The following is a 15,562-nucleotide window of genomic DNA, read 5'->3' as shown; positions in this document are numbered from 1 at the left end:
TCGCGCAGTGCGAAGTGACGTGCTCCTGGTCGGCGACGGCGGTTTCGCAGACCTCCCGGCGGCCCTGAGGTCGGCCCGGCCCGGCGACGTGATCGAGCTGGCACCCGGCCACCACGACGGCGAAGTGGTCGTCGACAAGCCGGTCGAGCTGCGGCCGCAACAGGGACCCGGCACCGTCACTCTCTCCTCCAGTACGGGGAACACGCTGATGCTGCTGGCCGACGCGACCGTGCGTGAGCTGGTCATCATCGGCAACGCGTGGGGTGCGGCGGCCGTCGAGGTCACCGGACCGATCGCGCCGAAGCTCGTCGAGTGCGAGGTGCGCGCGCCTTCGCACATCGGGATCCGTGTGCGCGCGAATGCCAAGCCCGAGGTGCTGGACTGCCGGATCGGGCCCGCGCTGCACGGGTTGCGCGTCGAGTCGGCGGGCGGGGAGTACTGGGGCTGCGTGTTCACCGACACCGGGCTGGACTCGATCACAGCTGCGGTCGGTTCCGACTTCACGGTTGCCGACTGCCGGTTCACCAGGCAGGGCGGGCACGCGGTCGTCGCCCAGCGCGGTGCCGTGATCATGTTGCACAAGAACGACTTCGAGGGCGGTCCGGTCGCGGCGATCAAGGTGAGTGGTGGCCGGGCCGAGGTCTGGGAGTCCACTGTGCACGGAGGTGCGGGGCCGGCGTTCGAGATCGAGCACGGTGTGCTGCGCGCGGACCGCACCAGGGTTGAAAGCGTTGGGGGCGAAGGGGTTCTCATCAGCGGCGGCCAGGTGCTGTTCGCGGCGACCAGGTTCACCGGGACGCACGGACCCGCGGTGTGGATGATGGCGGGCCGGGCTCGGTTCGACGAGTGCGAGGCGATCGACTCCGACCGCGACGGGTTCCTCGTGGTCGGCGGGCAGGCGGAGTTCGTCCGGTGCGTCGCGCACAACAACGCCGGGCAGGGATTCTCGTTGCTGCAGCGGGTTTCGCTCACCGACTGCAGTTCGTTCGGCAACGGCAGTCCGGACGAGGTGGGGCAGACCGGCCTGTTTCCCCGCACCAGCACGGGCGCGGGGGTGCGCAGGGTCGGCCCGAACGGCTACAGAACGATCAGCGAAGCCGTGGAGGCAGCCGAAGCCGGCGACGTCATCGAGATCGAACCGGGTGAGTACCGCGAGGGGGTCGGGTCCAACAAGGCACTGGACCTCAGGGCGGTGGGGGAGCCGGTCCGGGTGATCTGCGAGAACGACTTCGTGCTCAGCCTCGGCGGTGACGTGACCGCCGCCGGCATCGCCTTCACCGGCGCGGTCTGGCTGACCAACGGCATCACCGCGGTGTTCGAGAACTGCGAGTTCGGCGGTCCCACGGTGTCCAGCGGGCGCGGTGGTGCCGTCACGTTCCAGAACTGCCACCTGCGCGCCGAGCTGACCGTGGCCGGCAAGCTCACCATGAGCGGCTGCACCATGAGCGAGTCCACCGGGCTGCGGGTGATGCACGAGGAGTGCGTCGCAGACATAAGCGACTGCACGTTCGACGGCATCACGGACTCGGCGTTCTTCCTCTCCGACGGCCGCACGACGATCACGGACGTGACGGTGCGCGGTGCCACGAGCGGACTCCACCTCTACAACGGCACGCTCACCGCCACCGGCCTCACGATCACGGACACCGTCAGGCACGGCATCGAGATCTACGGCGGCATGGGCGACTTCAGCGGTGCCGTGATCACCGGCTCCGGGCGCGAGGGCGTGCTGCTCCAGGGCGGCGTGACGACGTTCGAGCAGTGTCAGGCCGTGGGCGGCGCGGAGGCGGGCTTCCAGATCGTCTTCGGCACCACCACGCTCACGCGGTGCGTCGCCAAGGACAACCAGCGCGAAGGCTTCCGCCAGAACGACAAGGCGAACGCGACGATCGTGGACTGCGACTCCACCGGCAACGGCAGCCCGGACACCTACCTCTGACTCAGGACGGTCAGCCGTTCCTCGATCTGCTCGGCGGTGGAGTGGCCGCGGGCGAGCGCGTACGCCTCGTTGCCGCGCACGGCGATCAACGTCGGGAACCCGTTCACGCCCAGCCGGGCCGCACGCGCGAAGTCCGCGTCCGCCTCGCCGGTCTTGAACGCCGACACGACGGCATCGGAGTCGAGGCCGCAGGCGTTGGCGATCGTCCGGTAGGTCTTGACGTCCGACAGGCTCAGACCGTCGTGGAAGAACGCCTCCTGCATCGCGACCGCCAGGTCGACCGCGCGGTCCGGCGCGGCCTGGCGCAGCGCCATCAGCCCGCGGGCGGCGGCCTCGGAGTCCATGACGAACGACCCCTCGTCGAGCAGGTCGTCGAAGGCCTGGCCGAACCGGGCACCGGTCCGTTCGGTGATCTGGGCGTTCGCGCCCCTGATGAAGCCGAACTCACGGATCGGCACCCGGCGCTGGCCGGTGAACAGGCCGCCCGAGATCACCTCGACCGGCAGTTCGGGGTGGCGCGCGGTGACGGCCCGCAGCGTTCCGGAGAACGCGTGCGACCAGCCGCAATAGGCGTCGAAGACGTAGACGAGCTGCACAACCTGTTCCAATCGATCCGGGGCGCCAGATATTTCCGCCGGGTCAGTGGCTGAAGATCGTGACGGCCTGCTGGGCCAGCCACCGCTCGGCGTCGTCCCAGGACCAGCCGCACTCCTTGACCAGGGTCCGCCAGGCGCCGAAGCCGAAGCAGAACCACAGCACGTCCGTCGCCTTCTCGACGTCCATTGTGATCAGTCTCTTGTCGACGAGGTGCTCCGCGACGTCCCTGAGCGCCTGCCGGTAGGCGGTCGTGCTCTGCTCCCACAGCGCCGCGCCGTCCTCGTGCACCGGGAACGCCGCGAACAGCGCGTCGACGACCTGCTGCTCACCCTCGTTGCCCAGCCGGGTTCCCTTCGCCAGCAACGTGAGCGCCGTCGCCAGCCCGTCGGTCTTCCGGATGGCCTCCGTGGTCGTTCTGGAGTCGCTGCGCGCGATCGACTCGTTGACGACCTTGTGCAGGATCTCCGACTTGCTGCCCGCGCTGGAGTACACGGTCTGCGGCGCGACCCCGGCCCGCTTGGCGATGTCCGCGACCGTCACGCGCGCATACCCGTTGGCGGAGAACAACTCCGCGGCCGCGCGCAGGATGTCCCGCCGGGTGTCGGCGGCGTCCTGCGCGCGGCGCGGTGAGTGGTACGGCCTCGTCATCGACCAGCTTCCAGCACGGCAGCCACCTCGTTCGCGTCCGGCATCTCCGCGATCTCCTTGGCGATCGTGGTGACGTTGTCCTGAATGCTCGCATCCTCCAACACGGTCTTGACCGCCGCCACCAACGCTTCGGGCGTCTGGCTCTCCGGCCCGAGCGCGACGCCGGCCCTCGCCGCGGCCACCCGCTCGGCCTGGAAGAACTGGTCAGCGCCCTGCGGCAGCACCACCAGCGGCACACCCTTCTGCAACGCCGCCGAAGTCGTGCCCGCGCCGCCGTGGGTCACGACGACGTCCACGCCGTCGAGCAGGTCTTCCATCGGGGTGAAGCCGACGAACGTGACTCCGTCCACCCCGAAGTCCTCGGGCTTGGCCGCGAGTCCCAGCGTCACCACGACGTCGACGTCCAGAGTGGAGAGTTCCCGCAGCAACGGGCCGAGCTTCTGCGGGTCGCTGAACCACGTGCCGAACGTCACCAGCACCCGTGGCTCGTTCGTCGCCGGCAGCTTGGTTTCGGCCGCCTCGGGCTCCCGGAACGCCTCAGGTCGCAACGGCAACCAGCCCTGCGGCTGCTGCCAGCCGTCCGCCCGCATCGACGCGGGCCAGGTGTCCAGCAACCAGCGGCGCTCCGACCACGGCAGGTCCCGCGCCTCGTGGCGGGTGCGGGCCATGGCGTCCATGGCCTCGGTGAACACCGGCGGCAACGGCGGCCCGAACGCCAGCGTCGCGACCGGCGCACCCGCCTTCGCGGCCACCAACGGCCCCACGTAGTCGCACAGCTCGGCCACCACGAGGTCCGGCGCGAAGTCTGCGGTCGCCGCGAACGCCTCGTCCGCGGTCAGGTCGATGCGGGTGCCGGCGAAGAACTCCGCCACCGAGTCGGGCGTCGGAGCGTGCGCCGGATCGGCTCCCGTCCGGCGCGCGACCTCGGCGAACAGCACGTCCGGCAACGGCCCGGCCGGCAGGTGCTTGAGCTCCTGAGCTGCGAGAACCGGCGCCATCCCGGCCGCGGTCAGCACGGCTACCTCGTGCCCGCGCTCCTGGAACGCGCGGGCAAGCGGGAACAACGGCAGCAGGTGGCCGTGCTGAGGAACACTTGAGAAGAGAATGCGCATATTGATCAGAGTACGCCTCTAACGAATAGTCACGCCGTCGAGTCGACCCCCTTGATCCGGCCTTCGCGGAAGGCGTCGACGAACAGCCGGTGGTCTTCGCGGGTCTGGCGTGCGTAGTCGAGCGCGAACGTGACGATCGAGTCCGCGAACTCCGAGTCGCGGTCCCCGATGGCCGCCGCGATCGCCTCCTCGCACTGGAACGCCACCAAAGTCTGCGCGGAGTCCTCGTCGGCGACGCAGTGCATCTTCGCCGTGGCCCGCCCGAGATAGCCGAGCACGGGCAGCATGTCCGCCGGCTCGGTCAGGTCGGACCAGTCCAGGTCCGCCTCGTACGGCGACAGCTCGGCGACCACGTACCCGACCCCGTTGATCTGCGTGTGCCCGAGCCACGGATCGGCGTGCGCCTGCAAAGCCCGCTGCGAGACCGCGGTCCGGTGCCCGTGATCGGTGAAGTACTCCCGGATCCGCGAGTCGGACACGATCCGGCTGGGCGCGGCCACGTTGGCCTGCTTCATCGACAGCACGACGTCGTTCTCCAACGCCTGCGACCGCCCCTCGACCAGGATGTTGTAGGCGTGCAGGCCGGCCGACCCGATGCCGAACCCGGAACGCCCCACGATGTCCTTCACGGCGTAGGTGATGCTCGAGAGCCGCTTCCCGGTGGGAATCGTGTCCAAATAGGACGCGAAAGCCTCCTCGACGGCAGCGCGCACCGAAGAGGACAGCTCGTGCGTGCCCTCACGGTCGCGGCGGAACCTGCGGTCGTAGTCCACGACGACGGTCTTCTCGTTCAGCAACCCGATCCGCGTTTCCAGCCGGGCCCGTTGCAGGACGCGGTGCAGAGCGCCCTCGGTGCTGTCCAGGCGCAGGCTGAAGAGCTCGTCACCGGGACGCAGGGCGAACGACCGGACCTGCTCGACGTAGGCCGAGACGTAGGTGCGGACCAGGTCGGTGATCACGCTGTCCGGCAATGCCTTGCGCCAGCCCAGCAGGGCCATCGACGCGGCGAACCGGCGGAGGTCCCAGGTGAACGAGCCGAGGTAGGCCTCGTCGAAGTCGTTGACGTCGAAGACCAGCGTGCCCTCGGAGTCCATGTACGTGCCGAAGTTCTGCGCGTGCAGGTCGCCCTGGATCCAGATCCGGCCGGTGCGCTCGTCGGCCCACTCGTCAGGAAGCTCAGCCATGTCGGCGTAGAACAGGCAGGCGCTGCCTCGGTAGAACGCGAACGGTTCGGCCGCCATCTTGCGGAACTTGTGCCGGAACGCGGCCGGGTCGGCCGCCATCAGTCCGGCGAAGGCGTCCTCGAGCACGCTCACAATGCGGTCGCCGCGATCGGTCATGAGACCCCTCCCTCTCGGACCTGAGGACGTGCATCCCAGCACGAGGATGCGCTCACCGCCTGGTGCGCGTGCAAATTTCGCCGCGAGTTCCGCGTGGTTGACCGCAGAACGCAACAAACCGGGCACGAGGCGCATTGGAGGGTCGGGGGAAGACTGATCATGGGGGATCACCTTGTACAGAAGACCGATCGGCCTCGCGCTGGCCGCTGCCCTGGTGCTCGCGATGACGGGCACCGCACACGCGCAGGAGGGCCCGTCCCTCCGCACCACTCTCGAGTTCGACAAGTCGCATTACGCCCTGCACGACACGATGCGGATGAAGTTCACCATCAGGAACGTCGGCGGGCAGGCCGCCAACCGCGTTCTCCTCGCGTACCCGCCCTACCCGGTGACCTATGACAGGTGGGACTGGGCTCCGCTCACCGCGTTCACCGGTGCGGGTGTCCGGGTGGAGCCGGGCGAGACCCGCGTCGTCGAGATCTCCGGTGGGGTGGCCGACCGGGTGGAGCAGGACGCCACGGGGCTGACGTTCAGCGGCTACCTCGCCTACGAAGGCCGGCAGAACAACAACGACGACAGCTTCTCCGCCTCTGCCACGATCACGCCGACCAGGGGTGACATCAGCGGCGTCGTCTACACCGACCACAACCGCAACGGCCGGCAGGACGCGGGTGAGGCGGCAGCAGGCACCGAGGTTCGGGTCTGGGGCGCCCGCAGGCAGTTCGCGACGCGCATCACGGACGCGGACGGGCGCTTCCTGTTCGAGGACGCACCGGGCGGCAGGTGGACGGTCAGCTACAGCGTCCCCGGCGGCTGGGTGGTGCCGTTCGACCAGTCGGTGCGCAGTGTTCTCGTCACGCCCGACGGGGTCGACCTCTCCGTGCGCGCCGCACGGCCGGTCTCCGAGACGCTCAAGGCCGGGCTGAAGTTCGACAAGGACACCTACCAGCCCGGCGAGCAGGCGAGGATCACGGTCACGTTGGCCAACAACGACGATCGCCCGATCCGCGGCGTCCAGGCAGCGTGCCGCGTGTTCGGCAAGGACCACGTCGACGTGGGCCCCGAGTGGGGCAAGCTGGCGCCGCCCAACGGCGTGAACCTCTGGACCGGCGCGGTCGCGACCTACACCGTCGTCGAGCAGGTTCCGCAGGAGGCGGTCACGAGCGGTGAACTGGTAGCGGACTGCCGCTTCGGCCCGCACGCGCAGCACAGCGACGGTCTGGCGGAAGCGACCGCCAGGGCGAGCGTGCCCGGCGGGTTCGGTCAGGTCAACGGCGCGCTCTACCACGACGCGAACAGGAACTACAAGATCGACGCAGGCGAGGGGATCGCGAACACCAGGCTCGTCCTGCGCGACTTCTACACCGGCGCGGACGTGGCCGAGACGGTGACGGACGCGAACGGCACCGTGCAGATGCCGAGGATGCCCGCCGGCCGGTACCTGGCGTCGGTGGACGGTCCGTGGCGGTACGCCAGCCCGGTCGAACGGGAGATCGCGGTCACCGCGGACCGCGAGACGTGGCGGGTCATCTCACTGCTGCCGCAGGCCTAGGGGTGCGACCCGGAACGTTGGCGAGGTGATCCACGCTCAGCAGGGCGCCTCGCGGTACCGCCCCCACGCCCACAGCCAACCAGGATGAGGACGTGGGGGCGGCACCACGATGCACCCGTCTGACCGCGAATTCCCCCGGCAACGTTCCGGGCCACACCACTAGCCGAGCAGGAATCGAGAAGCCCTGCCAGCCGGCCCGCAACTAGCGTCGACGGCATGTGCTTCATGTTCGGCGCCAGCAAAGAACAGGTACACCGTGCGCTGGAGCTCACCGGCACCGAGGAGGTGCCGGTGAGCGTTCCAGCGCAACAACAACCGGATGATCAGGCGTGGCACTCCAACAGCGTCTGCGCGGTTCCGCCGCCGTAGGCGCTCGGGTCCACCGCGGTGCAGTGCTGCTGGATCCACTCCTGGCGGCCGTGATCGGTGCGGCCGCCAGGACCGCCGCCCATGCGGTCGCCGCCACTGAGCACGAACTTGAGCTTGCCCTCGTCGACCCACGCATGCAGCTGGTCGACCGAGGGTGCGTTGTCCGAGCCGGAGAACCCGCCCATGGCGATCACCACCTCGTCGGAGCCCATGATGTACGGCGAGGCGGCCTGGGCCGAGCTCGCGATCGCGAGGGTGATCTCCGCGCCGTCACCGTTCTCCTTGGCGTAGTTGAGGATCCGCTTCTGCTCATCGGTGAGCTCAGCCCTGGGCCCACCGCCACCGGGGCCGGGCATCATCCCCACCTGCGGCTGACCGGTTCGGCCCGGCTGCTGACGCTGTTGCGCACCGTCCTGAGGTGTCTGGCCCTGAGGCATCTGGCCCTGAGGAGGCGGGCCGCTGAAGTTGCGGCCAGGGCCCATCTGCACCGGCCCGGCAGCCGGCATCACGCCGTTCCCGGTCGCCCGCGCCGCGGTGGCCGTCGACCACACGGCAGGCGTCAGCAGCACCGCGACCAGCGCGGCCACCAGCCCTGCCCGGCGCAGCCCTGCCAGCAGCCCGACGATAGCCACCGCGCCGACTCCGATCACGACCCACCGGGTCCACCCGTTCCAGGACGCGTCGCGCGAGACCACGACGAACGCCCACGCCGCCGTGATCGCGATCCCCACCGGCAGCAGGAACCGCACGAAACTCCGTGCCCGCCAGAACATCGCGAGCCCCGCAGCGCTGACGGCGGCCACGGCCGGAGCCAGCATCGTCGTGTAGTACGGGTGGAAGATCCCCTGGGCGAAGCTGAACACCGCGGCCGTGACCAGCAACCAGCCGCCCCACATGAACCAGCCCGCGCGTTCGGCCGGGTTGCCGGGAACCCCGCGGCGCCAGCGCAACAACCCCGCGACCGACACCGCGGCCAGGACCAGCAAGCACAACGGCAACAGCCACGAGATCTGCCCGCCGGTCGCGGCGTCGAACATGCGCGTGGCCCCTGGCTGACCGCCGAACATCGCGCTGCCACCGGTCTGCACGCCGTTGGGCGTGTAGATCATCAGCTCGGGCTGGCCACCACCGCCGGGGCCCCGGTTGCCGCTGCCGCCGAACACCCGGCCGAGGCCGTTGTAACCGATGATCAGGTCCCACGCGCCGCCGTCGGTGCTCCCGCCGATGTACGGCTTGGCACCGGGCCACCACGCGTGCAGCGCCACCCACCAGAACGACGACGCGACCAGCACCGCACCCGCCGCCAGCAGGTCGAGCACCCGCCGCTTGACCGGCGCGGACGTCCCGACCAGGTAGGCCAGCGCGAACGCCGGCACCACGATCCACGCCTGCAGCATCTTGGTGAGGAACCCGCACCCGATGAAGAACGCGCACCACAGCAACCACTTCGTCCGCGGGCGGCTTTCCGAGGACTTCACCGACCGTGTGAAGGCATAGGCGGCGGCAACGAGCAGCAACACCAGCAGGGTGTCCGGGTTGTTGTCCCGGTTGATCGCGACGGTGATCGGCGTCAGCGCGAAGATCAACGCCGCGAGCAGCGCGACCTTCTCGCCGGCCCACAGCCGAACGGTGCGGTGCAACAGGAACACCGCCGCGACGCCCTCGATCACCTGCGGCAGCAACACCGCCCAGCCGTGGAAACCGAAGATCCACACGGCGATCGCCTGCGGCCACAACGCCATCGGCGGCTTGTCGACCGTCACCACGCCGGCGGGGTCGAACGAGCCGAACAGGAAGTTGGTGAACGACGTCGACATGGACTTCGCGGCGGCCGAGTAGTACGAGTTGCCGACCTGTCCCGCACCGATCGCCCACACGTACAACGCGCCGGCCACCACGCAGATCGCGGCGAGAGCCCAGATGTGCCAACGGGAGGAACGCGTTGAACTGCCCTCGGGGGCGGCCACTTCGAGAGTGGCGGTCATGCCTGGTCCTTTCGGTCGTCCCGGCGGAACACCCAGCTCCGCAACAGGAAGAAGCGCCCCACCGTGCCGAGCGCCGACGAGCCGAGCAGCACGGCCAGTTCGAGCAGGCGGGGCGGATTGGGTGAAGCAGCGTGCAGCACGAGCAACGCGCCTGACGTGAACGCGTAGTAGAGGCCGAACACCACGAAACCCTGCAGATGTGTCTTGCCTCGGGTGGTGTTGCGAGCCGTGAAGGTGAAGCGGCGGTTGGCCTCCGTGTTGAAGAGGGTGGTGATGATCAACGCCACGAGGTTCGCCACCAGCACCGGCCACCACAGCCGGAAAACGCCGTACAGAGCCAGGTTCGCCAGCGTGGAGATCACGCCGATGGCCGCGAACGACAGCATCTGCCAGGAGAGCCCGCCCTCGCTGCGGCTCAGCACGGCGTCCGGGTGGATGGCGCGGGGCTGGGGTCTGCGCGGCAGCCCGGTCACGAGCGCTGTGCCGTTCGCCTTGGCTCGTGCCACGCGGATCAACCCCTTGATGTCGTCGATGGCTGTGCCGACGACGTCGACCCGGCTGTCCACGTCCTCGACCCAGTCGACCGGAACCTCGTGCACCCGCAAACCGTTGTGCTCGGCCAGAAGCAGCAGCTCGGTGTCGAAGAACCACGCCTCGTCACGAGCCTGCCCCAGCAACGGCCGGACGACCTCGGTGCGGGCGGCCTTGAAGCCGCACTGGGCGTCGCTGAACCGGGCACCGTGGGTGAGCCGGATCAACGCGTTGTAGCCGCGCGACACGAGTTCGCGCCGCGGGCCTCTGACCGTGCGCGAACCCGGTGCCAGCCGTGAGCCGATCGCGAGGTCCGAGTGGCCGTTGACCAGCGGCGCGACCAACGGCAGCAGGCCGTCCAGCCCGGTGGACAGGTCGACGTCCATGTAGACGACGACGGTCGCCTCGCTGGCGCCCCAGGACTCCCTCAACGCCAGTCCGCGGCCTTTGCGGTCGAGGTGGTGCACGCGCACCCGCTCGTACTTCTCGGCCAGTGCGCCGGCGACCTCCAGCGTGCCGTCGGTGCTGGCGTTGTCCACGACGACGATCGACCAGTCGAACGGGAACTGCTCGCCCAGGAACCGGTGCAGCACCTCGATGCAGCCGGGCAGGGCGCGTTCCTCGTTGTAGACGGGGATCATGATGTCCACCGTCGCCGTCTCCTGCGCGGTGCTCACCGCCATGTGCTCCCTCTCCGTTCCACAGTGGACACAGGTGTGACCGCTCTGCAACCGAGAGTGCTGACGTGGTCGTGAGAACAGCCTTGGCTTCTGCTGAGAGATTCGTGAGAGGTGGCCGGGTCACACAGCGGGCTCACAGACTTCGGCCCTACCGTCGCTGTCATGCGACTGCTGGTGGTGGACGACGACCCGGACGTGCGGGACAGTCTGCGGCGCAGCCTGGAGTTCGAGGGTTACCAGGTCACGACCGCCGCGGACGGTGCGGAGGCGTTGCGCCTGCTCGCCGGGGTGGACCTGGCGATCCTCGACCTGATGATGCCCAACGTCGACGGGTCGGAGGCCTGCCGCCGGTTGCGCGCGGCCGGAGAACGCTTTCCGGTGCTGATGCTGACGGCCCGCGACGCGTTGGGGGACAAGGTCACCGGCCTCGACGCCGGTGCCGATGACTACCTGGTCAAGCCGTTCGCGCTGGAGGAGCTGCTGGCGCGCGTCCGTGCGTTGCTCAAGCAGAACCGCCGGCGCGTGACGCCGTCGTCGTTGCGGTTCGCCGACCTGGACATGGACCTGCACGCCCGTGAAGTGCTGCGCGGGGCCGAGCGGCTCGACCTGACGCCGACCGAGTTCGACCTGCTCGCGGTGTTCCTGGCCGCGCCGGACAAGGTGCTGACCAAGCAGCACCTCAAGCACACCGTGTGGGGCCACGACCAGGGCACGAACAACCTCGACGTGTACATCGGCTACCTGCGCCGCAAGACCGAGGCGGGCGGCCGTTCCCGCCTGCTGCACACCATCCGCGGCGTCGGTTTCATCCTGCGCGAGTCGGCCCCGTGAGAGGCCCGGTGCTGCTGCGCGGCAAGCTCGCGTTGATCACCGCCTGCGTGGTCGCGGTGTCGATCGCCGGCATCAGCGTCGTCATCTGGGTCGCCACCTCGCACAACCTGCGCGCACAGCTCGACAGGTCGATGCAGGCCAGTCTGCCGCCGCCCGTTCTGCGCCCGCCGCAGCCGGGGATGCGGCGCGAGTTCAAGCTGCGGTGCGGCGAGGCTCCTCCCAGCGGCGGGGTGCAGCAGCTCCAAGGCATCCAGCTGCTCGAACCCGACGGCAGCACGTGCGCTCCCGGCGACGTCGACCCGGTCGTCTACGTCCCCGGCGACGCCTCGGTGAGCACCACGACGTTGCGCGACGGCGTGACCGCGTCGGGCACGCCGGTCCGGGTTCTGCTGGTACCGCTGGACAACGGCGAGGTCCTGATCCTCAGCCGCAGCCTCGCCGAGGTCGACGACACGCTGACCGCGCTGGCCGGGATCCTGGTGAGCGTGTCGGTTCTCGGCGCGCTGCTGGGCGCCGCCGGTGGCCTGTGGCTGACCCGTCGCGCCCTCGCCCCGATGGAACGCCTCACCGAGACCGCCGAACACATCGCCCGCACCGAGGACCTCACCACCCCGGTCACGGTCTCCGGCCAGGACGAGGTGGGCCGTCTGGGCCGCGCCTTCACGTCGATGACCGCCGCACTGGCTGAGTCCCGGCGCCGCCAGCGAGACCTCGTCAACGACGCGGCACACGAGCTCCGCACTCCGTTGACCAGCCTGCGCACCAACATCGACCTGCTGGCGCTGAGCGAACGCACCGGGCGCCCGTTGCCCCAGCGCCGCGAGGTGATCGACCGTTTGCAGGCCCAGAGCGAGGAGTTCAGCGACCTCGTCACCGAACTGGTGGTGCTGGCGCGCGACGATCGCGAGCTGGCGCGCGAGCCCGTCGACATGGCGGGTGTCGTCGACCGCGCCGTCCGCCGGGCGCAGAGCCGGGCCCACGACCACGTCTTCGACGTCGACAGCCGCGAGTGGTCCGTGCTCGGCGACGCGGGAGCGTTGGAGCGCAGCGTGCTGAACCTGCTGGACAACGCCGTGAAGTTCGGCCCGGCGGGCTCCACCATCACGGTGAGGTCCAGGCCCGGCAAGCTGACCGTGAGCGACGTCGGTCCCGGAGTGCCCTGGGGTGAGCGGGAAGCAGCCTTCGAACGGTTCTGGCGCGCTCCCGCCGCCCGTGGCCTGCCCGGATCCGGTCTGGGACTGGCGATCGTGGCCGACATCGTCGCGGTGCACGGCGGTTCGGTGCGCTTCATCCCGGTCGCGCACGGTGCGTCCGTTCGCATCGAGCTGCCCGATATCCGTTAACTGGCAACGGATCTCTGCGTTCGACGGTGTTGGCGCCGGTGGCTCTGCGCCACGGTGATGGGATGAAGCGCACACACCGGCGCCCTGCCCTGCTGGTCACCGCGTTGTTCTCGATCGCGATGGTCACCGCCGGCAACTCGGCCGCAGCCCCTGACGAACCGTTGCACCACTGGCAGATGGACCACTGGCCGCAGACACAGCCGTGGCAGCAGTCCAGAGACTCCGCCCGCGTGGCGGCGCTCGCCGGCTTCCCCGGCCCGATCGACCCGCAGAACTGGGTCAACCCCGACCACATGACGTGGGAACGCGACTACAAGAAGGTCCCCGGCACCAACTGGGCCGACCCGACGCGCAAGGGTTCGGTGCGCAACTTCAAGGGCGCGCTGGTTCTGTTGGACTACCCGAACCAGCCGTTCGTCGTCACGCAGCCTGCGAACTCCACGGTGTTCGGCAACCCGAGCGCGGAGGCCAGTGGTGTCCCGCGTACCCAGGTCGCCAAGTTCTACGAGGACTTCCTCAACCGGCCCAACGCTCTCAACCGCGGCCACACCCTGCACGAGTACTGGATGGAGGACTCCGGCGGGCGCTACGGCGTCGACCTGAAGGCGTTCGGCCCGTACGCGATGCCGGGCAAGGACCACGAGTACGCGATGGAGTTCCAGTCCGGCGCCTGCCCGGCCGGTGACTCGTGCAACCGCAACATCCGCACCGACGGCCGCGCAGCCTGGGTGGCCGACGTCGGCTCGCAGGTGCCCGCTGGGTTCGACTTCGTCTTCTACCTTTCCGCCGGCCAGGACGAGTCCGGCACCTGGCAGGAGTTCGGGATGATGAAGTTCCGGACGAAGGAGGACGTGACCGACGCGTTCGGCCCACCGGACCCGGCGCTGCCGAACTGGTCGCGCACCCGTTACGTGGACTGGACTTCGTGGGCCGCGGGTTCGAGCCTCTGGCCCAACGCCGGCGGTGGTTCGTCGACGCAGGCGGAAAGCTCCGGCCAGGGCGTGTACGCGCACGAGCTGAGCCACATCCTCGGCATCGGCGACAACTACAACAACCCCTACGGCAACCCGCCGCGCCGCGACTACAACGGCATCTGGGACATGATGTCGCGCGGCTCGTTCAACGGCCCCGGCGGCCCGCACTCGCGCTGGGTCATCCCGTCGACCGCGGGTGCGTCGATGGGCTCGCAGCACATGCTGCGCAACAAGATCAAGCTCGGCATCGTGGACGAGCGCAACGTGCTGCGCCTGTCTCGCGACGCTCTGGCCCAGTCCGGGATGGTGATCGCGAAGGTCACCGCCCGCGCCGTCCAGCCAGGGACTTCCGGGCTGACGGGCGTCAACATCGCAATGGGCAGTGACCTCTCGCCGTCGTGCAACGTCAACACCAACCCGTTCTGCGACGGTGGCGGCTACAACAACTACACGGTCGAGGTCGTGGACCGGATGGGCTCGGACTCGTTCACGCCGGACGCGGGTGTGTTGCTGGCCAAGACGAAGAACGCGGACAGCGCGCCGTTCGTGTGGGCGGTCGACGCCAACCCGCAGGACATCGGCATGACCGACTACGTCCTGCCGGACGGCACCAGGGTGCCCATCACGATCGGCGACTACCGGCAGCTTTCGGACGCGTTGTTCCACGCCGGCACCGGTTCCGGCAGCGAGTACGAGTACGTCGACACGGCCAACCGCCTGCACTTCTACGTGCTGGACGTGCAACGCGACTCGCGCGGTGTGCTGTCCTACACGGTGGCCATCCGCTCTCTGGCCGGTGCGGGTCCGCAGCAGCGTGGCGTGCAGGTGTTGCCTGCTAACGCCTCCGCGGGCTCGGACGGCGTGGCGACGTGCCGCTTCCCGCTGGTCAACACCGGTCGCAATGCACCTCCTGGAGGCCAGCACCCGGAACCCGTCGCCGCGTACACCGACGGTGACGTGTACCGGGTTTCTGCTCAGGCGGAGGCCGGTTGGTCCGTCTCGGTGCCGAATGCCCTTGCCACGGCCAAGTTCGGCGGCCGGGTCGAGGTTCCGGTGCACGCGCTGCGGAACAGCGGCCCGCTCACGTCGAAGGTGACGCTGACGGCCGTGTCCGAGGGGAACCAGGGCAGGTCGGCGACCGCCACCTGCACCGTGACGGCTTCCCGCTAGATCGACTCGTCCAGGTGCGCGTCCCACACGGCGGCAGCTTCCGCGTGGGACGCGACACCCTGGAAGAACCCCTCGCCCATGGCGTTGAACTCCGGATCACCGCACTCGACACCCATGAACTTGGGCTTGTGCACGGCGAAACCGGCAGGGTTGCCGGCGTGCCGGTAGGGCAGCGCCAGCGACATGGTCTGCCGGTACGGTCCGTACTGCACCGCCTCGATGATCAGCGCGTCGGTCTTGCCCTGGTCGAGGTGGATGTACCCGTCGATGATGAGCACGGCGCCGATCCAGCTGGGATCGCCGTCCTGCAAGGCGTCCTGGCCCGCGCGGGCGCCTTCGGCGAAGTCGTCGTGCATCAACCGGTCCATGCCGCGCTCGCCGTCGGCGTGCTCGTAGGCGAGCATCGGGATCAGCGTCTCTCCCTCGGAGACGCACCAGATTCCGTGGGCGGCGAAGAACCCGGCCAGCCGGGCTGTCTCGATCATGGCGGA

The 15,562-nt window shown here is 69.3% G+C and carries 12 protein-coding genes; 5 read left to right on the top strand and 7 right to left on the bottom strand.

Annotated features, from left to right (window positions below; all coding sequences use genetic code 11):
- Positions 1-7 precede the first annotated feature (7 nt).
- Positions 8-1,939, top strand: coding sequence for a right-handed parallel beta-helix repeat-containing protein (locus LFM09_RS03640; protein WP_414094797.1), 1,932 nt, complete (start codon positions 8-10; stop codon positions 1,937-1,939).
- Here LFM09_RS03640 and LFM09_RS03635 read toward each other — a convergent pair.
- The 4 genes from LFM09_RS03635 to LFM09_RS03620 are packed head-to-tail and all read right to left on the bottom strand — an operon-like array spanning position 1,930 to position 5,636.
- Positions 1,930-2,535 carry a DsbA family protein gene (locus LFM09_RS03635; protein WP_414094796.1) on the bottom strand — a complete coding sequence of 202 codons (606 nt, stop codon included), beginning with the start codon at positions 2,533-2,535 and terminating at the stop codon, positions 1,930-1,932. The genes LFM09_RS03640 and LFM09_RS03635 overlap by 10 nt on opposite strands.
- A 43-nt stretch (positions 2,536-2,578) precedes the next feature.
- The gene (locus tag LFM09_RS03630) at positions 2,579-3,184 is read right to left on the bottom strand and encodes a TetR/AcrR family transcriptional regulator (RefSeq protein WP_414094795.1); all 606 of its coding nucleotides are present in this window, start codon (positions 3,182-3,184) and stop codon (positions 2,579-2,581) included.
- Entirely contained in the window at positions 3,181-4,296 is a 1,116-nt protein-coding gene (locus LFM09_RS03625; protein ID WP_414094794.1) for a glycosyltransferase, read from the bottom strand. Before LFM09_RS03625 ends, LFM09_RS03630 begins: the two co-directional genes overlap by 4 nt.
- Positions 4,297-4,325: 29 nt before the next feature.
- Positions 4,326-5,636, bottom strand: a complete 1,311-nt coding sequence (locus tag LFM09_RS03620) for a DUF2252 domain-containing protein (RefSeq protein WP_414094793.1) — start codon at positions 5,634-5,636, stop codon at positions 4,326-4,328.
- Positions 5,637-5,808: 172 nt separating this feature from the next.
- Here LFM09_RS03620 and LFM09_RS03615 point away from each other — a divergent pair, with 172 nt between their 5' ends.
- On the top strand, positions 5,809-7,188 hold the full coding sequence (locus LFM09_RS03615; protein WP_414094792.1) for an SdrD B-like domain-containing protein: 1,380 nt from the start codon (positions 5,809-5,811) through the stop codon (positions 7,186-7,188).
- Between the two features lie 323 nt (positions 7,189-7,511).
- Here the strand turns inward: LFM09_RS03615 and LFM09_RS03610 are convergent, their stop codons facing one another.
- Together LFM09_RS03610 and LFM09_RS03605 are read right to left on the bottom strand one after the other, a co-directional pair.
- Complete coding sequence (locus tag LFM09_RS03610) at positions 7,512-9,542, bottom strand: glycosyltransferase family 39 protein (RefSeq protein WP_414094791.1); 2,031 nt, start codon at positions 9,540-9,542, stop codon at positions 7,512-7,514.
- Positions 9,539-10,756, bottom strand: a complete 1,218-nt coding sequence (locus LFM09_RS03605; protein WP_414094790.1) for a glycosyltransferase — start codon at positions 10,754-10,756, stop codon at positions 9,539-9,541. Before LFM09_RS03605 ends, LFM09_RS03610 begins: the two co-directional genes overlap by 4 nt.
- 159 nt (positions 10,757-10,915) lie before the next feature.
- On the opposite strand from LFM09_RS03605, the gene LFM09_RS03600 reads away from it, so the two are divergent.
- The 3 genes from LFM09_RS03600 to LFM09_RS03590 all read left to right on the top strand — a co-directional run bounded on the left by LFM09_RS03600 (position 10,916) and on the right by LFM09_RS03590 (position 15,071).
- A complete protein-coding gene (locus tag LFM09_RS03600; protein ID WP_414094789.1) occupies positions 10,916-11,584 on the top strand; it encodes a response regulator transcription factor in 669 nt (222 codons plus the stop codon).
- Positions 11,581-12,927, top strand: a complete 1,347-nt coding sequence (locus LFM09_RS03595; RefSeq protein WP_414094788.1) for an ATP-binding protein — start codon at positions 11,581-11,583, stop codon at positions 12,925-12,927. The genes LFM09_RS03600 and LFM09_RS03595 overlap by 4 nt, the downstream gene beginning before the upstream one ends.
- A gap of 62 nt (positions 12,928-12,989) precedes the next feature.
- Entirely contained in the window at positions 12,990-15,071 is a 2,082-nt protein-coding gene (locus LFM09_RS03590) for a M6 family metalloprotease domain-containing protein (RefSeq protein WP_414094787.1), read from the top strand.
- Here LFM09_RS03590 and LFM09_RS03585 read toward each other — a convergent pair.
- Positions 15,068-15,556, bottom strand: a complete 489-nt coding sequence (locus tag LFM09_RS03585; protein WP_414094786.1) for a hypothetical protein — start codon at positions 15,554-15,556, stop codon at positions 15,068-15,070. The two genes, LFM09_RS03590 and LFM09_RS03585, sit on opposite strands and share 4 nt — an antisense overlap.
- Between the last annotated feature and the right edge of the window lie 6 nt (positions 15,557-15,562).

The sequence above is a fragment of the Lentzea alba genome (assembly GCF_047445655.1).
GTDB classification, from domain to species: Bacteria; Actinomycetota; Actinomycetes; order Mycobacteriales; family Pseudonocardiaceae; genus Lentzea; species Lentzea alba_A.
The sequence above is the reverse complement of the archived record's forward strand: the minus strand, read 5'-3'. Positions and strand labels throughout refer to the sequence as shown.